16 protein-coding genes and 1 tRNA gene are annotated in these 23,816 nt (G+C 44.2%); 2 read left to right on the top strand and 15 right to left on the bottom strand.

All coding sequences use genetic code 11. The features are described 5' to 3' along the window. Window positions 1–33 precede the first annotated feature (33 nt). From rpoC to pbp1b, 3 genes are all read right to left on the bottom strand, one after another. Window positions 34–3,678, bottom strand: a complete 3,645-nt coding sequence (rpoC, locus tag O3644_RS09715) for a DNA-directed RNA polymerase subunit beta' (protein WP_371595613.1) — start codon at window positions 3,676–3,678, stop codon at window positions 34–36. A 38-nt stretch (window positions 3,679–3,716) separates the two neighbouring features. Next, on the bottom strand, window positions 3,717–7,289 hold the full coding sequence (gene rpoB, locus O3644_RS09710) for a DNA-directed RNA polymerase subunit beta (RefSeq protein ID WP_371595612.1): 3,573 nt from the start codon (window positions 7,287–7,289) through the stop codon (window positions 3,717–3,719). A gap of 415 nt (window positions 7,290–7,704) precedes the next feature. Further along, entirely contained in the window at window positions 7,705–10,125 is a 2,421-nt protein-coding gene (gene pbp1b / locus O3644_RS09705) for a penicillin-binding protein PBP1B (RefSeq protein WP_371595611.1), read from the bottom strand. A 195-nt stretch (window positions 10,126–10,320) separates the two neighbouring features. On the opposite strand from pbp1b, the gene tyrS reads away from it, so the two are divergent. Further along, window positions 10,321–11,577 (top strand): tyrosine--tRNA ligase, encoded by a 1,257-nt coding sequence (gene tyrS / locus O3644_RS09700; RefSeq protein ID WP_371595610.1) that lies wholly within the window; start codon window positions 10,321–10,323, stop codon window positions 11,575–11,577. Between the two features lie 77 nt (window positions 11,578–11,654). On the opposite strand, the gene O3644_RS09695 is transcribed toward tyrS, so the two are convergent. Together O3644_RS09695 and O3644_RS09690 are read right to left on the bottom strand one after the other, a co-directional pair. Further along, window positions 11,655–13,718: a heavy metal translocating P-type ATPase gene (locus tag O3644_RS09695; RefSeq protein WP_371595609.1), complete on the bottom strand. Its 2,064-nt coding sequence runs from the start codon at window positions 13,716–13,718 to the stop codon at window positions 11,655–11,657. Between the two features lies 1 nt (window position 13,719). Beyond that, window positions 13,720–13,998: a DUF6110 family protein gene (locus O3644_RS09690; RefSeq protein WP_015604268.1), complete on the bottom strand. Its 279-nt coding sequence runs from the start codon at window positions 13,996–13,998 to the stop codon at window positions 13,720–13,722. Window positions 13,999–14,153: 155 nt separating this feature from the next. On the opposite strand from O3644_RS09690, the gene O3644_RS09685 reads away from it, so the two are divergent. After that, window positions 14,154–15,002 carry a methyltransferase domain-containing protein gene (locus tag O3644_RS09685; RefSeq protein ID WP_048765516.1) on the top strand — a complete coding sequence of 283 codons (849 nt, stop codon included), beginning with the start codon at window positions 14,154–14,156 and terminating at the stop codon, window positions 15,000–15,002. 68 nt (window positions 15,003–15,070) lie between these two features. On the opposite strand, the gene O3644_RS09680 is transcribed toward O3644_RS09685, so the two are convergent. From O3644_RS09680 to O3644_RS09635, 10 genes are all read right to left on the bottom strand, one after another. Further along, window positions 15,071–16,201: an ABC transporter ATP-binding protein gene (locus O3644_RS09680; RefSeq protein WP_048765487.1), complete on the bottom strand. Its 1,131-nt coding sequence runs from the start codon at window positions 16,199–16,201 to the stop codon at window positions 15,071–15,073. A gap of 197 nt (window positions 16,202–16,398) precedes the next feature. Beyond that, window positions 16,399–16,962, bottom strand: a complete 564-nt coding sequence (locus O3644_RS09675) for a DUF6287 domain-containing protein (protein WP_371595608.1) — start codon at window positions 16,960–16,962, stop codon at window positions 16,399–16,401. 68 nt (window positions 16,963–17,030) lie between these two features. Then, a complete protein-coding gene (locus O3644_RS09670; RefSeq protein WP_125390155.1) occupies window positions 17,031–17,246 on the bottom strand; it encodes a heavy-metal-associated domain-containing protein in 216 nt (71 codons plus the stop codon). A 29-nt stretch (window positions 17,247–17,275) separates the two neighbouring features. Then, window positions 17,276–19,519, bottom strand: coding sequence for a heavy metal translocating P-type ATPase (locus O3644_RS09665; RefSeq protein ID WP_371595607.1), 2,244 nt, complete (start codon window positions 19,517–19,519; stop codon window positions 17,276–17,278). Continuing rightward, window positions 19,519–19,962, bottom strand: a complete 444-nt coding sequence (locus O3644_RS09660) for a CopY/TcrY family copper transport repressor (protein ID WP_048765496.1) — start codon at window positions 19,960–19,962, stop codon at window positions 19,519–19,521. The genes O3644_RS09665 and O3644_RS09660 overlap by 1 nt, the downstream gene beginning before the upstream one ends. A gap of 146 nt (window positions 19,963–20,108) precedes the next feature. Then, window positions 20,109–21,611 (bottom strand): zinc ABC transporter substrate-binding protein AdcA, encoded by a 1,503-nt coding sequence (locus O3644_RS09655; protein WP_048765499.1) that lies wholly within the window; start codon window positions 21,609–21,611, stop codon window positions 20,109–20,111. 9 nt (window positions 21,612–21,620) lie between these two features. Further along, window positions 21,621–22,427 carry a metal ABC transporter permease gene (locus tag O3644_RS09650; RefSeq protein WP_048765503.1) on the bottom strand — a complete coding sequence of 269 codons (807 nt, stop codon included), beginning with the start codon at window positions 22,425–22,427 and terminating at the stop codon, window positions 21,621–21,623. Then, window positions 22,420–23,130 (bottom strand): metal ABC transporter ATP-binding protein, encoded by a 711-nt coding sequence (locus O3644_RS09645; RefSeq protein ID WP_048765506.1) that lies wholly within the window; start codon window positions 23,128–23,130, stop codon window positions 22,420–22,422. Before O3644_RS09645 ends, O3644_RS09650 begins: the two co-directional genes overlap by 8 nt. Beyond that, the gene (locus tag O3644_RS09640) at window positions 23,127–23,570 is read right to left on the bottom strand and encodes a zinc-dependent MarR family transcriptional regulator (protein WP_048765509.1); all 444 of its coding nucleotides are present in this window, start codon (window positions 23,568–23,570) and stop codon (window positions 23,127–23,129) included. Before O3644_RS09640 ends, O3644_RS09645 begins: the two co-directional genes overlap by 4 nt. 168 nt (window positions 23,571–23,738) lie before the next feature. Continuing rightward, window positions 23,739–23,812, bottom strand: a tRNA-Asn gene (locus O3644_RS09635). Window positions 23,813–23,816 lie beyond the last annotated feature (4 nt).

Below are 23,816 nucleotides of genomic sequence, written 5' to 3'. Positions count from 1 at the left end.
ATAGACTTTTATATTGTAAACTCAAGCAAGTTCTTATGATTCTACGCTTGTTTCAACTTCTTCAGTCTCTGCTGTTTCCACAACTTCGTCAATAATTTCAACTTCATTGATTGCTTGTGGTTCCAAGTTACGGTAACGAGCCATACCAGTACCAGCTGGGATAATCTTACCGATGATAACATTTTCCTTGAGACCAAGCAGATGGTCTTTCTTACCACGAATAGCTGCATCTGTCAGGACACGAGTTGTTTCCTGGAAGGAAGCTGCAGACAGGAAGCTGTTCGTTTCAAGGGAAGCTTTGGTGATTCCCATGAGGACTGGACGAGCTGTCGCAGGCACTCCGCCTGAGATAACCACATCACGGTTAGCATCTGTAAAGTCAGTGATATCCATGAGAGTTCCCATGAGGAGATCTGTATCTCCTGGATCCATGACGCGCACCTTGCGAATCATCTGACGAACCATTACTTCGATGTGTTTGTCGCCGATTTCTACCCCTTGGCTACGGTAAACTTTTTGTACCTCAGCAAGCAGGTAAGTTTCAACAGACAAGACATCGCGGACAGCCAGCAAGTGCTTAGGCTGGATAGAGCCTTCAGTCAAGGCAGCACCACGGGAAACTTGGTCGCCAACTTCTACCTTCATGCGGGCTGTAAATGGCACCACATATTCACCTTCACCAGTTGCACCTGTAACAAAGACTTTCTTAGTACGAGTAGATGCATCTTCTTCGATAGCAGTAACTTCACCCTTGACTTCTGTGATGACCGCTTCCCCTTTCGGATTGCGGGCTTCAAAGATTTCTTGGACACGAGGAAGACCTTGTGTGATATCGGTATTAGAGGCAACACCACCCGTGTGGAAGGTACGCATGGTCAGCTGTGTACCAGGTTCCCCGATAGATTGGGCAGCGATGGTTCCGACTGCTTCACCGACTTCAACCGCATCACCAGTCGCCAAGTTGATACCGTAACAGTGACGGCAGACACCATGACGGGTGTTACATGTAAAGACAGAGCGAATCGTCACTTCTTCAACACCAGCATTGACAATCTCGCGCGCCTTGTCTTCGGTGATCAATTCATTTGGACCAATGATAACTGCACCAGTTTCTGGATGTTTAACCGTTTTCTTAGTGTAACGACCATTGAGACGCTCTTCCAGAGACTCGATCATTTCCTTGCCTTCTGTGATAGAAGTGATGAGCAAACCTCGGTCTGTACCACAGTCGTCTTCACGGATAATCACATCTTGGGCAACATCAACCAGACGACGAGTCAGGTAACCTGAGTCGGCTGTCTTGAGGGCCGTATCGGTCATACCCTTACGGGCACCGTGAGTTGAGAAGAACATTTCGAGTACTGACAAACCTTCGCGGAAGTTTGAAAGGATTGGCAACTCCATGATACGTCCGTTTGGCGCAGCCATCAGACCACGCATACCGGCAAGCTGTGAGAAGTTCGAGATATTACCACGGGCTCCAGAGTCCATCATCATAACGATTGGGTTCTTCGGATCTTGGTTGGCAACCAAGCGTTTCTCCAATTTTTCACGGGCAGCACGCCATTCAGCAGTCACTGCATTGTAGCGCTCGTCATCAGTAATCATACCGCGACGGAATTGTTTAGTAATTTGTTCTACACGCTTGTGGGATTCTTCAATGATCTCTGCCTTGTCTTCCACGACTGGAATGTCAGCAATACCTACTGTCAAACCAGCCAGCGTAGAATGGTGGTAACCTAGGTCTTTCAAGCGGTCCAGCAGGGCAGATGTTTCTGTCGTGCGGAAGCGTTTGAAGATTTCAGCGATGATATTTCCTAGATTTTTCTTCTTGAACGGAATATTTAGCTCTAGAGCTTCAATGGCAGACTTAATGTCTTTACCAGGCTCCAAGAAGTATTTAGCTGGAACGCCTTCTGTCAAGTTAGCATTCGTTGGCTCTTGCAGGTAAGGCAGCTCTTCTGGCATGATATCGTTGAAGAGAATCTTACCTACTGTGGTCATGAGGATCTTGTGTTTTTGATCTTCTGTCCATGGCTTCTTGAGGCTATCTGTCGCGATACCAACACGAGTGTGCAAGTGGACATAGCCATTACGCAAGGCCATCACGGCTTCATCACGGTCTTTAAAGACCATGCCTTCACCTTCACGACCTGCTTCTTCCATGGTCAGGTAGTAGTTACCCAAGACCATATCCTGAGACGGTGTTACAACTGGTTTTCCGTCTTTCGGATTCAAGATGTGCTCAGCAGCCAGCATGAGGATACGAGCTTCAGCTTGCGCTTCTTCAGACAATGGGACGTGGATGGCCATTTGGTCACCGTCAAAGTCGGCATTGTAGGCTTCACAGACCAGTGGGTGCAAGCGAAGAGCTTTACCATCGATTAGAACTGGCTCAAAGGCTTGGATACCCAAACGGTGAAGGGTCGGTGCGCGGTTAAGGAGCACTGGGTGTTCTTTGATAACATCTTCCAAGACATCCCAGATACGCTCATCTCCACGCTCTACCATGCGCTTAGCAGCTTTCACATTCTGAGCATAGTCACGGGCAACAATTTCCCGCATCACAAACGGTTTGAAGAGCTCGATCGCCATTTCACGTGGCACACCACATTGATACATCTTCAATGTCGGACCAACAGCGATAACGGAACGGCCTGAGAAGTCAACCCGTTTACCCAGCAAGTTTTGACGGAAGCGTCCTTGTTTACCTTTGAGCATATGGCTCAAAGACTTAAGTGGACGGCTACCTGGTCCAGTGATTGGACGGCCACGACGACCGTTGTCAATCAAAGCATCAACTGCTTCTTGCAGCATTCGCTTCTCATTTTGAACGATGATACCTGGTGCATTCAACTCAAGCAAACGAGCCAAACGGTTGTTCCGGTTGATAACGCGGCGGTAGAGGTCGTTCAAGTCAGATGAGGCAAAGCGGCCACCATCCAATTGAAGCATTGGACGTAGATCTGGTGGAATGACTGGCAGGATGTTGAGAATCATCCATTCTGGCTTATTGCCAGAGCGGTAGAAGGCATCCAAAACGTCCAAACGACGAATAGCTTTGATTCGTTTTTGACCAGAAGCTGTTTTCAATTCTTCCTTGAGAGCCGCAATTTCTGTTTCCAAATCCACTTGTTTCAGCAAGTCTTGGATCGCTTCTGCTCCCATCTTGGCAACGAATGAACCTGCACCATATTCACGGAGGCGCTCACGATACTCGCGCTCCGTCATGATAGACTTGTGCTCCAGTGGTGTTTCCTTAGGATCAATCACCACATAAGCCGCAAAATAAATGACTTCTTCTAGGGCGCGCGGACTCATATCTAGAGTCAAGCCCATACGGCTTGGGATTCCCTTGAAATACCAAATGTGAGAAACCGGTGCTTTAAGCTCGATGTGCCCCATACGTTCACGACGAACCTTGGTCCGTGTTACTTCAACACCGCAGCGGTCACAAATAATCCCTTTGTAACGAATCCGTTTGTATTTACCGCAGGCACACTCCCAATCCTTGGTTGGCCCGAAGATCACCTCGTCAAAGAGGCCTTCACGTTCTGGCTTCAAGGTCCGGTAATTGATTGTCTCAGGCTTCTTCACTTCTCCGTAAGACCATGAACGGACCTTACTTGGAGAAGCTAGGGTGATTTGCATACTTTTAAATCGATTTACATCAACCACTATTTCTTACCTTTCTTATTTATCTAATCAGCGACGAATTATTTTTCTTCATTTCCTTCAGCATCAAAAGCTGCTTTAGCTTCTTGAGCCTGTTTTTGACGTGCTTTTTCCAGATCGTCCACATGGATCACATCTTCATCCATATCCTCATCCAAGTCACGCAATTCTACTTCTTGGTCATCTTCGTCAAGGACACGCATGTCAAGACCAAGAGATTGCAATTCTTTCACAAGAACTCGGAAGGATTCTGGCACACCTGGTTTTGGAATTGGTTTCCCTTTGGTAATCGCTTCATAAGCTTTCAAACGTCCGTTGATATCGTCAGACTTGTAAGTCAAGATTTCTTGAAGTACGTTTGACGCACCGTAAGCCTCTAGGGCCCAAACTTCCATTTCCCCGAAACGTTGTCCACCAAACTGAGCTTTACCTCCGAGTGGCTGTTGGGTAACGGTTGAGTATGGACCAACTGAACGGGCATGGAGCTTATCGTCAACCATGTGGTGGAGCTTGATCATGTACATGACACCGACAGAAACGCGGTTATCAAATGGCTCACCAGTACGGCCATCATAAAGAATCGTCTTAGCATCGCTATCCATACCAGCTTCACGAACTGTAGACCAGAGATCTTCTGAGCTTGCTCCGTCAAAGACTGGTGTCGCAATGTGGATGCCCAAGTTACGAGCTGCCATACCAAGGTGGAGTTCCATAACCTGACCGATATTCATACGTGATGGCACCCCAAGTGGGTTCAACATGATATCAACTGGGGTTCCGTCTGGAAGGTATGGCATATCTTCCACAGGAACGATACGGGATACAACCCCTTTGTTTCCGTGACGTCCGGCCATCTTATCTCCGACCTTGATCTTACGTTTTTGAGCGATGTAGACACGCACCAACATGTTAACACCTGATTGTAGCTCATCACCATTAGCGCGGGTAAAGATCTTCACATCGCGAACGACACCATCGGCACCGTGTGGTACACGAAGCGAGGTGTCACGTACTTCACGAGACTTATCGCCGAAGATAGCGTGCAAGAGGCGCTCTTCAGCTGAAAGGTCTTTTTCACCCTTAGGTGTCACTTTACCTACAAGGATATCGCCTTCCTTAACTTCCGCACCGATACGGATAATACCCATCTCGTCAAGGTCTTTAAGGGCATCTTCACCGACATTCGGAATTTCGCGAGTGATTTCTTCAGGCCCAAGCTTTGTATCGCGGGTTTCTGATTCGTATTCTTCCAAGTGAACAGATGTGTAGACATCATCTTTGACCAAGCGTTCACTCATGATAACCGCATCCTCGAAGTTGTAACCTTCCCAAGTCATGTAGGCAACGATTGGGTTTTGTCCAAGCGCCATTTCTCCATTTTCCATAGAAGGTCCGTCTGCGATAAAGTCGCCTTTTTCAACGACATCGCCAACTTTTACAAGGGTGCGTTGGTTGTAGGCAGTTCCTGAGTTAGAACGACGGAATTTTTGGATGTGGTACACATCTAGTGAACCATCTTCGCGACGAACTTCTACCTTATCCGCATCCGCATAGGTAACCTTACCATCATACTGGGCAATAACCGCCGCACCAGAATCGTGGGCTGCTTGGTATTCCATACCAGTACCGACATAAGGTGCTTTAGGATCAATCAAAGGCACAGCCTGACGTTGCATGTTGGCACCCATGAGGGCACGGTTGGAGTCGTCATTTTCCAAGAAAGGAATACATGCTGTCGCCACGGCAACTACCTGCTTAGGCGATACATCCATGTAGTCTACTTGGTCTGATGGGAATTCTTGGTTGTTACCTTGGTGGCGTCCCATAACGATAGGCTCAGCAAAGCCACCTTTTTCATTAAGCTTAGAGTTTGCCTGCGCTACGATAAATTCATCTTCCTCATCAGCTGTCAGCCAAACGATTTCGTTGGTTACCACACCAGCTTCACGGTCTACCTTACGGTAAGGTGTTTGAATAAATCCGTATTTGTTAAGATGTCCGTAAGAAGATAAGTTATTGATCAAACCGATGTTTGGTCCTTCAGGCGTTTCAATCGGACACATACGACCATAGTGAGTATAGTGCACGTCCCGCACTTCATAACCAGCGCGGTCACGTGTCAAACCACCAGGTCCTAAGGCAGACAGACGACGCTTGTGAGAAAGCTCAGACAGTGGATTGTGTTGGTCCATGAACTGTGACAACTGTGAAGAACCAAAGAATTCTTTAATAGCAGCAGTTACAGGACGGATGTTAATGATTTGTTGCGGTGTGAGAGCCTCATTGTCCTGAACGCTCATCCGTTCGCGAACATTACGTTCCATCCGAGAAAGTCCCAGACGAACTTGGTTGGCCAAAAGCTCACCAACCGCACGAATACGACGGTTCCCCAAGTGGTCAATATCATCCACACGGCCGATACCTTCTGCCAAGTTGAGGAAATAGCTCATTTCAGCCAAAATATCAGCTGGTGTTACAGTCCGAACCTTGTCAGATGGGTTCGCATTGCCAATGATGGTCACAACACGATCTGGATCGCTTGGTGCAACAACCTTGAACTTCTGCAATTCCACAGGCTCTGTCAAGACAGCTGAGTCGTTTGGAATATAAGTGATCTTGTTCAAACCATTGTCCAGTTGCTCTGCAATGCTGTCAATCACACTGCGAGTCATAACCGTACCAGCTTCAACAAGAATTTCACCTGTTTCAGCATCTACTAGATGTTCTGCTAATGTTTGATTGAGGAGGCGATTCTTGATGTTGAGCTTCTTATTAATCTTGTAACGACCAACTGCAGCCAAGTCATAGCGATGTGGATCAAAGAAACGTGCCACAAATAAGCTACGTGAGCTTTCAGCCGTCTTAGGCTCACCTGGACGAAGACGCTCATAGATTTCTTTCAGAGCTTCATCCGTACGAGAGTCCATTGGGTTCTTGTGAATATCTTTTTCAATGGTATTGCGCACCAAGTCGCTGTCACCAAAGATGTCCAAGATCTCATCATCACCTGAGAAACCAAGCGCACGAACCAAAGTAGTAAATGGAATTTTACGAGTCCGGTCAATACGAGTATAGGCGATATCTTTTGAGTCTGTTTCTAGCTCCAACCAAGCTCCGCGGTTAGGAATAACAGTTGAGCCGTAGCCAACTTTACCATTTTTATCAACTTTATCGTTGAAGTAAACCCCTGGCGAACGCACCAACTGAGACACGATAATCCGCTCACCACCATTGATGATGAAGGTTCCCATTTCAGTCATGATTGGGAAGTCGCCAAAGAAGACTTCCTGCGTCTTGATTTCACCAGTTTCCTTGTTAATCAAACGGAAAGTCACAAAGATTGGCGCTGAGTAGCTAGCATCGTGGATACGAGCTTCTTCCAGCGTATATTTAGGCTCACGGATTTCATAGCCGACAAATTCCAGTTCCATGGTGTCGGTAAAGTTTGAAATAGGAAGCACATCCTCGAAGACTTCTTTCAAACCATGGTCCAAGAAATCTTTAAACGAGTCTGTTTGAATTTCAATCAAGTTTGGTAAATCAAGAACTTCTTTAATTCTTGAAAAACTACGACGGGTCCGATGTTTCCCGTATTGAACGTCATGTCCTGCCAAGTTTCTAACTCCTTTTTTATAATGTACAGAGGGAGGGAATCGGAGAGAATTGAGATTTACCGATTATTGAAATAACAACCATCTGCCTCTCATATCACACTCTTCTTCACTCTTACCAAGGGGAGACCCCTTCTACGCCATTGACTCTCGTCAAAACAGCTACAATCAGTCCTTTTTGCTAAGTTTTTAGAATCTTTAAGTTTGCGTTACAAATCCTAGAATTCTGAAAAATAGACACAAAAAGAGCAGCTAAATCTGACTTATAAAAAGTTTGATTTAACTGCTGCAAGCTTTAATCGGACAATATTTCAATTAAAGCACACGACAAATTATTGATACTATTATACCGTATTTATCTAGAAATTGCAAGGCTTTCCTCTTCTTTCTGAAAAGTTGAAAAGCCGTTTTTGATGTCCTAGTTTCCCTGCCGGTTACTGCTAGAATTAGTCCCATTATTGGAATTCGGATTAGAGCTAAAGTTAGAACCAGAATTAGAGGTATAGCCACCCAAGATAGCTCCCCAAGCTCTCTGATAATCCGCATCTGATGCGCCGATACCAAAGCGATAGCTCGTCGTTGGAGCGCCATTCTTAGCCCAGTAGCTAGGAACAGTCGGACCGCTTAGATTGATGGAGCGACCGTTGATTGTGACGGTTCCTGGTCTTTCTCCAGTAGACTTGAGAACATCAGACTTGATAACGCTCGAATCAAGATTGAATTTCTCTCCGATTCCCCAGGCATTTGGATCCGCCTCATAAATGGCATTGGCTAGATAGGCCATATAGGCCGCATTATTATTGTAGCCTGTTAGGGCAGCCATAGAAGTATTGTCATCATGACCAATCCAGCCTCCAAGGGTCATCCTTGGAGTGGAAAGCATGAGCCACATATCACCATTGCTGTTGGTTGTACCTGTCTTGCCAATCCAGTCTGCGCCTGCCAAGGTACCATTCACTTGACTAATCCTTGATTTAAAGGTCGTAGTTGCACCAGAGTTGAGCACACCTCGCATCAAGCTTTGCATAATCGTTGCAGTAGCAGGCGAGTAAACCTGAACTGGTTTTGCCTTATGCTCATAAACCACCTTGCCGTCAGGAGCTGTGATCTTATCAATCATATACTTTTCTTGGTAAGAGCCATTATTCGCCAAGGTCTGGAAACCGTTGGTGTGCTGGGCAACCGAAACCTCGATGCCCCCACCCATTGGTAGACTTTCAATATCATAGTTGTCAATATGGTAGCCCATTTTTTCCATATAGCCTCGGACATTCACACCCTTCTCGCGAAGTGCACGATAGGTCCAATAAGCTGGAATATTCCAAGAAGTATTGAGGGCTTCCTGCAGGTCCATCATGCCTGTCCCGCGACTATCCACGTGCATAATCGGCTCACCGCTAGAGAAGTTCGTCGGATAATTGGAAAGGACACTTGCACTTCCCATCAGCCCTTGGTCAATGGCAATCCCATAAGCTAAAATCGGCTTGATAGTCGAACCAGGAGATCTTTCCGTATCAAAAGCATGGTTGTTTTGATTAGAACTATAGTCTCTACCACCGACAAAACCAATAATGGCTCCTGTTTTATTGTCCTGAAGAACATTTCCAACCTCGACCATTCCTGTCCCATCATCCAAGAGACCACCGTAGTTGGCAACAGCATTCTGCATCGCCTGATGAATGGAATGATTGATAGTGGTCGTGACCGTATAGCCACCCTCGCTCAGCTCTTTTCGAGCCAACTCTTGATAAGCTTCAACCGTTGCATTATTTTTTAATTCTTGCTGGGATACATTGTCCCGCTGAATCAAATACTGATACATGGCCGTCTGCGCTTCTGAAAAAGCTGTATGGTAGAGGTAACTATGCGAGCTCTTTTGAAGGCTCTCAGTCGATTTAAAATCTTGCGTCAGATCATAGTCTTTGTACTGCTGATAGTCTGCCTCACTCAGTCGACCTGTACGGTACATATTATACAAAACATTCCGAGCCCGCTCTAGACCTAAAGCCATATCATCTGGACTCTTCATGCTACCATCAGAGGCATAGGGCGAATAAACAATCGGACTCTGAGGCAATCCAGCAATAAAAGCAGCCTGCGGAATACTCAAATCCTTGGCTGATACACCAAAAATCCCTTGAGCTGCTTCTTCCACTCCAGCAATATTTTGTCCTTTGTTATTCCGACCAAAAGGTGCCACATTCAAATAAGCAGTCAGAATGTCATCCTTAGACATATAGCGTTCCAAAGCCAAGGCATCAACAATCTCTACTGCCTTCCGCTTGAAAGTCGGAGCATCTCCCACGACCTGCTGCTTGATCAACTGCTGAGTCAAAGTCGAGCCCCCGCTGGATGAACCAACTCCAACTACAGAACCCAAGGTTGCCCGCAGAACCGCCTTGGGCACAACACCATTGTGAGTTTCAAAGTTTTCATCTTCCGTCGCAATGATAGCATTTTTGACATTATCCGAAATCGCATCGCTGGCAACTGGGACCCGCAACAAATCATTATCGATTTCAGAAATCAACTCTCCGTTAGCATAGGTCAGCTTCGAAATCCCAGAAATTTTATTGACCTGACTTACCAGCTCCTCCTGCTTCGGCACGGAGACATCACTAAAAAGGCTGGCGGCATAGCCCAATCCGAGTCCAGCCCCCAATACTATTCCAAAAAAGATAAACACAAAAGCGACATTTAAGAGTAGTTTTACTGTCCGGAAAATAACGGAAACAATATCAAGTACCGACCATGTCTCTCCTTTTGGCTTAGACGTCTTAGCAGGTGAGGGCTCCCCCTTACCAAACTGCCTTAACTTTTTTATAAATTCTTTCAACATAGATTCTCCTTATCGACTATTATAGCAAACATCAGCAGATTATATCAAGAAAGAGCTAATTCTAGCGCTTTTGCGGGAATTATTTTCTAGCTACTCATTGCTATTTGTCGCGTTTGTGATACAATAGAGGGATAAAACAAAAAATACTTGAGCAAGGGCAAAATCCTTTGCTATCTTAGAAAAGGAGAGACAACTATGCACATTTTTGATGAGCTAAAAGAGCGTGGTTTGATTTTTCAAACGACTGATGAAGAAGCTTTGCGTAAAGCCTTAGAAGAAGGGCAGGTCTCTTATTATACTGGATACGATCCAACAGCGGACAGTCTGCACTTAGGTCACTTGGTAGCTATTTTGACCAGTCGCCGCTTACAGTTAGCTGGTCACAAACCTTATGCTCTCGTCGGTGGTGCAACGGGTCTGATTGGTGACCCATCCTTTAAAGATGCGGAGCGTAGCCTGCAAACCAAGGAAACTGTCGATGGCTGGGTTCAGTCTATCCAAGGCCAACTGTCACGCTTTCTTGACTTTGAAAATGGCGAAAACAAGGCTATCATGGTCAACAACTACGACTGGTTTGGCAGCATCAGCTTCATTGACTTCCTCCGTGATGTTGGTAAATACTTCACTGTCAACTACATGATGAGCAAGGAATCCGTAAAAAAACGGATTGAAACAGGGATTTCTTACACAGAGTTTGCTTACCAAATCATGCAAGGTTACGACTTCTTTGTCCTTAACAAAGAACATAACGTAACTCTGCAAATCGGTGGTTCTGACCAATGGGGAAATATGACAGCTGGTACCGAATTGCTTCGTCGTAAGGCTGACAAGACAGGTCACGTTATTACTGTTCCCCTTATCACTGATGCGACTGGTAAGAAATTTGGTAAATCAGAAGGAAACGCGGTCTGGCTCAATGCCGACAAGACTTCTCCATACGAAATGTACCAATTCTGGATGAATGTTATGGATGCTGACGCTATTCGCTTCTTGAAGATCTTTACTTTCTTGTCGCTCGATGAGATTGAAGACATCCGTAAGCAATTTGAAGCAGCTCCACACGAACGCTTGGCTCAAAAAGTCCTCGCTCGTGAAGTGGTAACTCTTGTTCACGGCGAAGAGGCCTACAAGGAAGCCCTCAATATTACCGAGCAACTCTTTGCTGGAAATATCAAAAATCTTTCTGTCAAGGAACTCAAACAAGGACTTCGTGGCGTGCCAAACTACCAAGTACAAGCTGACGAAAACCTTAACATTGTCGAAATCCTCGTATCAGCTGGTGTGGTCAACTCAAAACGCCAAGCTCGCGAAGATGTGCAAAACGGAGCTATCTATATCAACGGCGACCGCATCCAAGATCTGGACTATGTCTTGAGTGACGCAGACAAGCTCGAAAACGAACTAACTGTTATCCGCCGTGGTAAGAAGAAATACTTTGTATTGACTTACTAAACTGTTCAACATTTATCTATAAACAAAGGAGTTAACCTCGAGAAAGGTAACTCCTTTTTGCTGTTAATAACTCTCATCTATCTATTTTTAATAGACAGACTACGCAAGACAATGCGCAAGGTTGTTAGATTATGTAAGATAGAGAGATTTGAAGGACTGAGCCAATTAAACAAGCCAAAGCCAATCAAACTACTATTTACGACAATGGTATCTTGAATATTCTTCTTGATGAGTATTTGCAAAGATGATGATAGCGAATCCAACTCTTGGAAGAAATCCAAGCGATTATCTAATAATAATATATCGCTCATTTGCTTAGAAATATCTGCACTTTCATTCATCACAACACCAATATCCGCAAGGGTTAGAGCTGCCGAGTCATTCAGGCCGTCTCCGACCATTAAGACAGCATGACCAGATTGCTGTAACTCCTGCACCAATTCAAATTTTCCATCAGGTTTCAAATCTGTATAAACTTGATCAAACGGCAAATCTTTTACAAGTTCTTCCGTTCTAACCAAGGTATCACCTGTTGCTAAAATCAGTTTCTTTCCTTGAGCTTTGAGCTTTTCTAAGGCAACTTTTGCTTCTTTTCTCAAAGGAGTATGGATACAGAACATCCCAATAAGATCATTGCGATAGCCCAAGAACAGTAGATTGTAGTGATTCTTATATTCTTCGATCAGGGCATTTTGTTCAGGACTAATATTGATTTGCTCGTCTTGCATCAGGACAAAATTTCCGATGACAACCGATTCACCATCAATATGGGACTTAATTCCCTTGCTTGCAATATATTGGAGTTTCCCATGCATTTCCTCATGTTCAATTCCCTCTATCTCAGCTTGCTTGACAATGGCATTAGCGATAGGATGATAGATGTGCTCCTCAAGACAGGCACTGATTCTGAGAATATCTTCCTCACTATAGTCTCCAAAAGGTAACACCTTTTCAACTATAGGATAGCTAGTTGTGATTGTCCCCGTCTTATCAAATAAGAAGGTATCGACTTCCAGATATTTCTCCAGAACATCCCCATCCTTAATCACCATTTCACGATTCAAACCCTCCTTGATAGCCGTTAAATAAGCTACAGGAGTAGAGATTTTCAAAGCGCAGGAGAAATCGACCAATAAGAAAGAAATAGCCTTAGAAAAAGAACCTGTTAATAGGTAAGTCAGACCAGCACCTAAAAAGTTATATTTGACAACCTTGTCCGCCATCTTGATGAAATAGCGTTGTTTGGTCTTCTTGTTCTCTTCGGATTTCTTCATCAACTCAATCAGTTGCAAAATCCGACTATTCATTTGGTTGTCCGTTACACGAATGAGCAATTCGCCAGTCTCTAAGACAGTATTAGCACAAACGAGATCGGCTTCTCTTTTTTCAACTGGAAAGCTCTCGCCGGTCAAGGAACTTTCATTGACCATTCCTAATCCTGAAACCACTTGGCCATCAAACAAGATTTCATTCCCTTGGGAGACAACTAATACATCGCCTACTTGAACATCAGAGCTCTTGATGCTGATGACCATGTCACCCTGCACTAAGAAGACATCACTTTCTTTAGCAAGAAGGCTCTGTTCCAAATCTGTCGCTGTTTTTTTCAAAGACCACTGATCCAGACAATTCCCTAAATCAAGCATAAACATGATATTACTAGCTGTCTTGGATTGGTTCATAAACAAGGACAATAAAATGGCCGAACAGTCCAAGACTTCCATCGTTAGTTCCTTACGCGCTAGTGTTTGATAGGCTTCTCTAATATAGCCAAAAGCCTGATAACAAGTCCATATATAGCGAATAGGATACGGCACAAAACTACGAAAAAGTACACGCTTAACCGCTGCACCTGAAACAATAGAATAAGCACTCTCTTCTCTACGAATGGGAAGAGTCATCAAGTCCGAAACTTTCCCCTTATCAATTCTTTTTAAAAAGGCCTCTGCATTTTCTAATACAGAGAAGCCCTCTTTCATACGTAGAGTAAAGTGCTGCTGATCTATATAAAACTGAATAGAGTCGATCCCTTTTTCATCTCTAGCCAAGGAACGAAGATAATCTTGAATATCCAAGGTCAGTGAAAAAGAGGATGATAATCGGATATGTTGGTATCCTCTATGTAGCACTTTAAAAGACATATTATTCACCTGTCAGGCTATCTAGTTGTTCTTCTTTCTTTTCCTGTTCGTATAAATATTTAGCGTCTTGTAAAACATCATCACCGTGTTGTTTTACAACAGAAACAGATGCATCCAGTTCATCTTTCAATTTGTAGGCTTTAGCCAAGGCCCTAGAATAACCTTTTTTAGCTTCTTTGCTTGCTAGAACCTTCAAACCAATTGTACCAAATGCTAAGCCTCCTAAAAAGAGACCTGATTTTTTAGCAATCTTTGCCACTGTTAATGCTTCTTTTAACATATTGATTTCCTCCTTTGTAATCATTATATATAAAATTAAGTTCAAAAGCAATCATAGATACTCCTACAGGGTATCCTTTTATATTTCTTCATTTTGTATCAAGAAAATTGAAGCAAATCTTGATTTCAAGATTCACTTTTGCTAGACTTAAAACTATGAATACAAACTTGAAACCAAAACTCGCTCGCTTTGCCACAGCGACCGCCTTTGCCTGTCCCATCTGCAAGGAAGAATTACAGCTGATGGAAAACAGCCTCAAATGTCACCACCGGCATTCTTATGACTTGGCCAAGTTTGGCTATGTAAATCTAGCACCTCAAATCAAGCAGCCCAAAGACTACGATAAGATAAGTTTTCAGAATCGGCAGTTGATTTTAGAAGCTGGATTCTACCAAGCTATCTTAGAGGCTGTCTCGAGCTTACTTGCTAACTCAGAAACTGCCAAAACAGTCTTAGATATTGGCTGCGGCGAAGGCTTCTACTCTCGCAAACTCCAAGAAATCCATTCCAAAAAAACCTTCTATGCCTTCGATATTTCAAAAGATTCTATCCAGCTAGCAGCCAAGAGTGACAGCTCTTTCGCAGTCAATTGGTTCGTCGGTGATTTGGCCAATCTACCGCTACAAGATGCCAGCATGGACATCATTTTAGACATCTTTTCTCCAGCCAATTATCAGGAATTTCAGAGAGTCATGTCTGACAATGCCCTCCTCATCAAGGTCATCCCCACTGAGCACCATCTTCAAGAAATTCGCCAAAAAGCCGCTAGACAGCTCAGCAACAAGGATTACTCTAACCAAGAAGTCATTCAGCATTTCCAAGAACACTTCGATATAATCTCCGAGATTACTGTCGAGTCCAGCCAGTCCTTGACTGCCGAAAGCCGAGCAGCTCTTTTAGCAATGACACCGCTGCTCTTTCATGTCGAGCAAGACCAGATCGACTGGACTGACCTCACCCAAGTGACCATTGCAGCTACCATTCTTATCGGAAAAGCAAAATAAAGAAAAGATAGTCCGCAGACCAAATGTATTCCGTTTAGCTTGCGGACTATCTTTTTCTAACTCATATTTTAATAAACTGTTTTCTCTGTTTCGAAATCAAAGAAATGCGCCTTGTTCAAGTCGAAACCAAGGTCAATTCCAACACCTGTCTCCAAGTGGTCACGAGCATCTACACGCGCGATAAACTCACTGTCGCCAACTTGGCAGTATAGGTGAGACTCAGCACCCAAAAGCTCAGAGACAGAAATAGTCGCATGAACCACAGAGTCTGGGAAAGTTTCTAGGAAAGCAGGTTCTGTATTAATGTCTTCTGGACGAATACCAAAGATCAATTTCTTGCCGTCATAACCCTTCTCACGCAGAACCTTCAGTGTTCCTTCTGGCACAGTCAAACGTAATCCAGAAGCAACGATTTCATTCCCCTCAAGCGTCACAGTGATAAAGTTCATCGCTGGGCTACCAATGAAGCCCGCCACAAACTTGTTGACTGGATTTCTATAAACTTCTTGTGGACTACCGATTTGTTCCACTCGACCAATGGTTCCAGTTCCAGCAGGATTCTTGGTTGCTGACATGATAACAATGCGGTCAGCCAGTGTCATGGCTTCTGTCTGATCGTGGGTAACGTAGATGGTTGTTGCTCCGATACGACGATGGATTTTGGCAATCTCAGCACGCATAGACACACGCAATTTAGCATCCAAGTTTGACAAAGGCTCATCCATTAGGAAAACCTTTGCATCACGCACGATGGCCCGTCCCATGGCAACACGCTGACGTTGACCACCAGAAAGGTCTGCTGGTTTACGCTCCAAGAATTCTTTTAAACCAAGGATTTCAGCCGCTTCTTGCACACGTTTGTCGATATCTTCCTTGCTGTACTTGCGCAGTTTCAATCCGAAAGCCATGTTGTCATAGACTGTCATGTGCGGATAGAGGGCATAGTTCTGGAAGACCATGGCAATATCGCGGTCTTTCGGCGCCACGTCATTGACCACTTTGCCGTCAATTGACGCTGTTCCTTCTGTGATATCCTCAAGACCCGCAATCATACGCAGCGTTGTGGATTTCCCACATCCTGACGGACCGACGAAAACGATAAATTCCTTGTCCTTGATGTCCAAATTAAAGTCTTCAACAGAATAGTGCTCACTATTTGGATACTTTTTATAAATGTTTTTCAGATTTAACTCAACCATAAGTTCCCCTTTACTTTATGTGAAAATAGTTGCCTTTGAAATCCCTAAAAATTTCAAAGCGCTTTCATAAAAATATTATATCCTTTTTTAATTATTATTTCAAGCATTTATTCAAACGTTTGCACAATTTTTTATCATATTTCAACTAACTACTCTTTTAAAACAAAAATAGGATAGAAAATTTCTATCCTACACGACTAGTTAGTAACACGATAATAAAATTGACCTTGTTCATCAAAGCTATTCATCCCAACTCCCGTCCACAGACGATCTTGGCTGGCATCTGAGCTATCTTGGAAATTTTCTTTATTCGCAAGCTTGACACCTTTTGGAATGAATTCTAGCAAGAAACCTCCGGTCTCACCACCGTACACACCGCCAGAAGCCGTTCCATAATCCGTTAACGATGCTCCATACAGCTCATAGCTATCAGAAACTAACCCTTTATCATTGAACACCAGCTGGTGACCAGCAGCATTCTGCCAGGTTCCTTTCACACTGGAGTAGTCTCCATTGGCCAAGGCCGAAATATCCATTGATTTTTTCTCCTCTTGCGTCTTTTCTGAACTAGCTTCTGCTGAGCTTTGACTGCTTGCAGCAGAAGAAGACGATTCTGCAACACTCTGGCTAGAAGCTACTTGAGAAGATTCCTGAGTAGTACTCGAACTTGTCTGAGTAGAATTAACTGACTTACTAGAGCAGGCTGCCAAAGTCGATAGAGCTAAGCAACATAACAAAGGATAGACTATTTTCTGCTTCATGGCTTTCTCCTTATCCAATAAATGATTACTAATATTATAGACTTTTTCAGCCTATTTTACAAGTTGGCTCAGCTATCCTGCACCCCTAAGACTTTATAGATGGTTTTGCTCAAAGCCACCTGATAATCCTCTACACTCAAGGATCTATCCGCAATAACTTCTGCTGTCTGCTTGTCCAGATCTACTGTCACATCTGACACTCCCTCCATAGATAGGAAGTGCTGGGTGACGTGTTTGACACAATTTTGACAAGATAAATTTTCTAATTGAACTGTTTGTTTCATAGGTTTATTCCTCCGTATATTCCTTCATTTTAAAATTTAAAGCGTCCTAGACGCAGAGCATTGGCCACAACTGACACGGAGCTTAAGCTCATGGCCAGACCAGCCAACATAGGATTGAGCAAGGGGCCGCCAAAAAGATGCAGCAGACCCATAGCAATCGGGATGCCTAGTGTATTGTAGGCAAAAGCCCAAAAGAGATTTTCTTTGATATTGCGGATGGTCGCCTGGCTGAGCTTGATAGCCTTGACTACATCCTGCAAATCACTATGCATAAGCACTACATCTGCGGACTCAATAGCTACATCAGCACCTGATCCGATGGCAATTCCAACATCTGCCTGTACCAGAGCTGGTGCGTCATTGATACCGTCTCCTACCATAGCCAGTTTTTTCCCAGCTTCCTGTAAGTTCTTGATAGCAGTGGCCTTACCATCTGGCAATACACCAGCGATAACTTTTTGGATTCCAGCTTTCTGGGCAATAGCTGTCGCTGTTTCTTCACGATCTCCTGTCAGCATGACGACTTCTAGTCCCATAGACTGGAGCTCCTGCACCGCCGACAGGCTGCTGGATTTCATCTCATCGGCTACCGCTAAAATACCTGCTAGCTGTCCATCTATTGCGACAAACATAGCTGTCTTCCCTTCCTTGGACAGCTCTAACAACTGTTCTTGAAAGGCACTGCTGTCAATGTTCTTTTCTTTCATCAAAGACTCATTTCCCACCAGAAGATGCTTACCTTCAACCTGAGCTGACAAACCTCGGCCAACAATGGCCTCAAAATGGCTGACAGGCAGCAAGTCAAGCTCCTCCTCTTCAGCTGCTTCCAAGATAGCCTGAGCCAAAGGATGCTCAGAATGCTGCTCAGCACTGGCTATTAGCTGCAACAAGTCAGACCGACTAAAATCACTCAAGGGCAACAGATTTGTCAGACTGGGCTTACCAACCGTAATCGTCCCAGTCTTATCAAGAACTATGGTGTCCAGCTGATAAGCTGCTTCCAAAGCTTGACCAGACTTAATCAGAATTCCATTTTCAGCCCCTTTGCCAGTCCCAACCATGATGGCTGTCGGAGTGGCTAATCCCAGCGCACAAGGGCAGGCAATGACCAGGACTGCGATAAAGATTGACAGGGAAAAGCTAAGACTCTCACCAGCTAGAAAATACCAGCTAAGCGCGGATAAAGTAGCCAAGCTTAGCACGACTGGGACAAAATAGAGCGAAATCTTATCGGCTAAGGCCGCAATCGGTGCCTTAGATCCCTGCGCTTCTTCCACTAATCTAACAATCTGAGCTAAGGTCGTATCCGAACCCACCCTAGTTGCTTGATAGTCAATACTACCATTTTGATTGATTGTTGCACTGGTAATGGTGTCGCCGACCTTCTTTTCAATCGGGACACTTTCTCCCGTCATCATAGACTCATCCACAAAGGTTTGGCCCTCCGCCACAAGGCCATCTACCGGCATACGCTCCCCTGGCTTGATACGGATAATATCTCCAACTCGGATATCCTCTGTATCAATGGTCACAGCCTCTCCATAGCGAATCACTGTCGCCTGACTAGGTACTAGCTCAAGCAGAGACTGAATCGCCTGAGACGTTCTTCCCTTGGCTGAACTTTCCAGATATTTACCCAGAAGAACTAAGGCAATAATCACTGCAACAGACTCAAAATAAAGCTGATGAACAAAGGCATGATGACCTAGAAAAACCTGGCTGACCGAGTAGAGACTGTAGAGAAACGCTGCGCTGGTCCCCACCGCAATCAAACTATCCATATTGGGATGTTGCTTGATAAGATTACGAAAACCTCTCTGATAAAAGCCACGACCAATCCACACAGCAGGCAAAGTCAAAAGCAGTTGTGACAGAACGAAGACCAAGGGATGCGCCATATGGTCTAAGAAGCTAGGCAAAGGAAGACCAATCATACTTCCCATAGAAATATAAAGTAAGGGCAGAGCCGTAACCAAAAGAATCAGTAATTGCTGTTTCTTTTTTTGCAATTCCTGAGCTTTCATTGCAGCCTCTTCACTCACATCAGACGGTCTGTCTTTTCCTTTTTCTTCTGCCTGATAACCAGCCTCGGCTACAGCATCCAGCACTTGCTGACTGTCAAATCCTGCCTTAGGCAGCAAACTGAGACGTTCTGTCGCCAGATTGACACTGACCTCCTCGACCGTTTCCAAGTCCTTGACCGCCATCTCTACCGTCATAGCACAGGCAGCGCAGGTCATACCTGAAAGCTTGTATTCTTTCTTCTCGCTCATCAATGCGCCTCCTTTCCGTGCCCGCAACGACATTGGCCTTGTGGGCAGTTGCATTTGATTTCCAAAGGAGCCGAAGCTCTTTTCTTCTCAATGACTTGGCTGAGCCGCTCCAAGTCCCCCTGACTAAACTGATTGCCCTCAATCATTGAAATCAGAAGATCTCCGTGTTTAGTATTACAGATATTGTCAAAAAGCGCCTGCCAAGTACTTTCCAGATGGTCCGCTTCTAAAATCTGAGCATCGTAGTAAAACTTACCCTCGATCTTTTCCATGGCAATAAATTCTTTGGTCTTTAGACGATTCAAAAGAGTCTTGATGGTTGCCGGTTTCCAAGAAAAATCGGCTTCTAACCGCGCTATAATCTCTGTACTGCGACTATGGGGATAGGCCCACAGCACACGCATCACTTGCCATTCTGCTTGGCTCATATTTTGCTGTTCCATTGTTTAACACTTCCTTAATATTTACATTTGTAATCCAGCTTATTATTAGTTTACATTTGTAATCGTAATTTGTCAAGTATTTTTATCGCTAATTTTCAAAATGTAAAAAAGAAGGCGGGATAGTCCCGTCTTCTTACTTTATTCTATTAGTGCGCCAACATCTCTTGGGCAATTTCTTGACCTGTCAACTTACTTGGATAGTAGGTCGGCCAATTTTCTAACTCATTAAAGAGTGCTTCCTGGCTCTCACCACCATAGAAGATGTGGAAATGAGCTGCCTTAGTCGGTGCAATATTGTGATCACTAAACTGAACATACTTGTACTGACCTGCATCTGCGTCTGTCGCTTCAAACATAAATCGTACTCCACGATTTCCCTTAGAGTAGGTCAGAGTGTGCTTACCAACGTATTTATAAGTATATTTCTTGGATTTTCCATCTACCACAAATTCCATGGTCTTGTCTGTGATATTGATATTGGAAACATCTGTCTTGTAGCCCTTGTCATAGTAGTCCTTGTATTCAGCTGCCGTCATTTTTCCAGTCAGCTTAGACTTATAGTCAAAGACTTGGTCCAAGGTACCGTCCTTCAGATAAGGATAGACAGACTGCCACTTGCCTGCATAGTCAGATAAGGTCCGATCCTTGACGGCACTGTCTTCAAAGTAGCCGTTTTGGACTGTCTTAGTATCTTCTTCTTTCTCAGCAGCAATCTCTGCTCCCTCTTGGTCAGTCGTTTTCTTGAGAGCCTTGAGATTGGCCTTCATGATTGAAATATAGTCTGCCCCGTCCTTGGTCTGCTTTTCTGTCAAGCTTTCCAGCGGATTCAAGACATCTAATTCTACTCCTGTTTCCTTAGCCAGAGTAGAAGCCAAAGCCTGAGAGGCATTCTCTTCAAAGTAAATATACTTGATTTTATTTTTCTTGATATACTCGGTCAATTCAGCCAAGCGTGAAGCGGATGGCTCGCTATCTGGTGAAAGTCCAGAAATTGGCACCTGCTTCAAACCATAGTCCAATGCTAGATAGTTAAAGGCAGCGTGTTGAGTAACAAAGCTCTTTTGCTTCGCGTTAGCTAAACCAGCTTCATATTCTTTGTCTAAAGCTTCCAGCTTCTTGATATAAGCCGCTGCATTTTTTTCAAAAGCAGCTTTCTTGTCAGGATAGGCCTTGCTCAGACTATATCGAATGTGCTCCACCATTTTAATAGCCCGCTTTGGAGACAGCCAAACATGGGGGTCGTATTCATGATGGTGTCCCTCTTCCCCATGGTCATGGTCTTCTTCCTCTTCACCACCAGGCAGCAAAAGCATATTTCCAGTCGCTTTGATAACCTTTTCTTCCTTATTTTTCAAGGTTTTTAGCAAATCAGGAACCCAAGTCTCCATATTTTCATTTTCATAGACAAAGGCATCTGCATCCTGAATGGTAGCAACTGCCTTAGCTGAAGGCTCATAATCATGCGGCTCTGTACCAGCCCCGATTAGAAGTTCAACATTGGCCTCATCTCCAGCAACCTGCTTAGTAAACTCGTAAACCGGATAAAAAGTCGTGACAATACTGAGCTTGCCATCTGCATTTTTTTGATTGGAACAAGCTACCAAGAAAATACTCAGTAAACCTGCTAATAGTAAACCAATTTTTTTCATTTTATGCTCCTATTTCATAAATTTTTTGACCAGATTGACCAGCAAGAACAAGCTGACGAAGATAATCGTAATGCTGGCGCTTGCTGGCGTTTCTGCATAGTAAGAAATATAAAGTCCGGCAATCATACCAAAGAAGCCGATGACATTTGCCAGCAAAATAACCGACTTGAAATTTTTCCCAATCCGCAGGGCAATACTAGCCGGCAGGACCATAATGGTCGAGACCAGCAAGGCTCCCGCAGCTGGAATCATGAGGGCAATCGCAACACCCGTCACAATATTAAAGAGAATAGACATAGTCCGCACAGGCAGCCCATCCACAAAGGCCGTATCCTCATCAAAGGTCAAGATATACATAGGCCGAATGAAGAGGAAAGTCAAGACAAGCACCACAGCAGCAATGACAAAAAGAGAAACCACCTGCTCCCTACTGATAGTCACAATAGAGCCAAATAGATACTGGTCCAGACTCATCGAGCTAGAACTCTTACCTTTACTCATAACAATCAAGGAAACTGCTAATCCCGTTGACATAAGAATAGCTGTACCGATTTCCATGAAATTCTTATAGATAGTCCGCAGATACTCTAAGAAGACTGCTGCGATTATAACTACCACTACTGTTGTGAAGGTCGGTGACAAACCTAGAACCAGGCCAAAGGCCACGCCTGCCAGAGAAACGTGACTGAGCGTGTCACTCATGAGGCTCTGCCGACGTAAAATAAGGAAAGTACCTAAAATAGGTGAGAAGAGGCTCATGGCAATAACTGCTAAAAAGGCTCGCTGCATAAAATCATAGGAAAATAGATTAAGCATGACTCACCTCCTGTCCGCTGTTACTTTCATGCACATTGAAGCAGCGCCAAGGTGAGTCCTGATTCCGAACCAGATGAATGTTGCGGTCAGCATATTTGCGAACTTCCTCTGGATCGTGCGTAATCATCAAGACCGCTTTCCCATGCTGATGAGCACTATGGTGCATGAGCTTGTAAAATTCATCCTTGCTGCCTGCATCCATCCCTGTTGTCGGCTCATCTAGGACAAAAATATCCGGATCCGAAGCAAATATACGAGCAATCACAGCCCTCTGCTTTTGACCACCAGAGAGAGAGCCAATCCTCTTGTCCCGATGTTCCCACATTCCAACCGACTCCAAACTGGCTTTGATATGTTCCTCATCGTGTTCATTCAAACGACGAAACCAACCCTTGCGCGGATAACGTCCCGACTTAACAAACTCGTAAACCGTGCTAGGAAAACCTGCATTAAAACTACCAATCTGCTGAGGAAGATAAGCAATTCTCAATTTCTTGCCTCTCTCATTGGTCTTGGAAATCTGGACCTCGCCATGCTTAGGCTGCAGAATCCCCAGACTGGCCTTGACAAGTGTCGTCTTAGCAGCTCCATTCTCCCCCGTCAAGGTAACAAATTCTCCACTATCCAAAAAGTAATGAATATGCTCCAACACAGGTTCCTTGTCATAGTAAAAAGACAGATTTTCCACTGTGATATATCTCATTTCCCAATTTCTCCAATCAAACCATCCAAAAATCTCACAATCACTTCTTGCTGATCAGAAGAAAATTGCTCTGCCAATCTCTGGTAAGTCTCCAAAGTATGAACATGATGATGTTGATGCTCTTCCGCAATCGGTCGTGCCAAATCAGTCAATCGATAAAAAGTCACACGAGCATCCTTCTTATCCTTAAATGTTTCCAACATCTTTTGCTCCACCAAAGCCTTAACAGCTTTAGTTACAGCAGCCTGGCTAACATTCAGTCTTTTAGCTAGATCAGAATTCGTCAAGGACTCCTGAGACAAGAGCATTAAAATATGTTCCTGCGTGTTCGTTAGCCGCACATCGCTCGTACAAGAGCCGACCAAGATTTCATGTTGATTCTCAGCTGTCAATATAACCTCATTCAAAAAATGATTAATTTTTTCTGCTAAATGCCCCATTCTTCGCTTCCTTTCTTAACTGGTTGAAACTTTACCGGTTAATTATACCACAAAAAAGAAAAGAGTCAAGCTCCAACTATAGTAACACTCTGATTCTAAAACAATGCAAAAGCATCGATAGAGAGAAAGAAAAAAGAGCTAACTGCTCTTTTCTCATATGCTCATTTACTCCGCCAGTAGGACTCGAACCTACGACATCATGATTAACAGTCATGCGCTACTACCAACTGAGCTATGGCGGATAAT

The organism is Streptococcus sp. 27098_8_113 (genome assembly GCF_041432545.1).
Taxonomy (GTDB): Bacteria; Bacillota; Bacilli; order Lactobacillales; family Streptococcaceae; genus Streptococcus.
This window is presented reverse-complemented; position numbering and strand designations above follow the sequence as displayed.

Excerpts from the sequence above, each read along its gene's own strand:
- O3644_RS09680 (WP_048765487.1), bottom strand. The coding sequence starts at position 16,201 with ATGGTTGAGTTAAATCTGAAAAACATTTATAAAAAGTATCCAAATAGT.
- O3644_RS09650 (WP_048765503.1), bottom strand. The coding sequence starts at position 22,427 with ATGCTTAATCTATTTTCCTATGATTTTATGCAGCGAGCCTTTTTAGCA.
- O3644_RS09660 (WP_048765496.1), bottom strand. The coding sequence starts at position 19,962 with ATGGAACAGCAAAATATGAGCCAAGCAGAATGGCAAGTGATGCGTGTG.
- O3644_RS09690 (WP_015604268.1), bottom strand. The coding sequence starts at position 13,998 with ATGTTAAAAGAAGCATTAACAGTGGCAAAGATTGCTAAAAAATCAGGT.
- O3644_RS09645 (WP_048765506.1), bottom strand. The coding sequence starts at position 23,130 with ATGAGATATATCACAGTGGAAAATCTGTCTTTTTACTATGACAAGGAA.
- O3644_RS09685 (WP_048765516.1), top strand. The coding sequence starts at position 14,154 with ATGAATACAAACTTGAAACCAAAACTCGCTCGCTTTGCCACAGCGACC.
- pbp1b (WP_371595611.1), bottom strand. The coding sequence starts at position 10,125 with ATGTTGAAAGAATTTATAAAAAAGTTAAGGCAGTTTGGTAAGGGGGAG.
- O3644_RS09655 (WP_048765499.1), bottom strand. The coding sequence starts at position 21,611 with ATGAAAAAAATTGGTTTACTATTAGCAGGTTTACTGAGTATTTTCTTG.
- O3644_RS09695 (WP_371595609.1), bottom strand. The coding sequence starts at position 13,718 with ATGTCTTTTAAAGTGCTACATAGAGGATACCAACATATCCGATTATCA.
- O3644_RS09675 (WP_371595608.1), bottom strand. The coding sequence starts at position 16,962 with ATGAAGCAGAAAATAGTCTATCCTTTGTTATGTTGCTTAGCTCTATCG.
- O3644_RS09640 (WP_048765509.1), bottom strand. The coding sequence starts at position 23,570 with ATGGGGCATTTAGCAGAAAAAATTAATCATTTTTTGAATGAGGTTATA.
- O3644_RS09665 (WP_371595607.1), bottom strand. The coding sequence starts at position 19,519 with ATGAGCGAGAAGAAAGAATACAAGCTTTCAGGTATGACCTGCGCTGCC.
- tyrS (WP_371595610.1), top strand. The coding sequence starts at position 10,321 with ATGCACATTTTTGATGAGCTAAAAGAGCGTGGTTTGATTTTTCAAACG.
- O3644_RS09670 (WP_125390155.1), bottom strand. The coding sequence starts at position 17,246 with ATGAAACAAACAGTTCAATTAGAAAATTTATCTTGTCAAAATTGTGTC.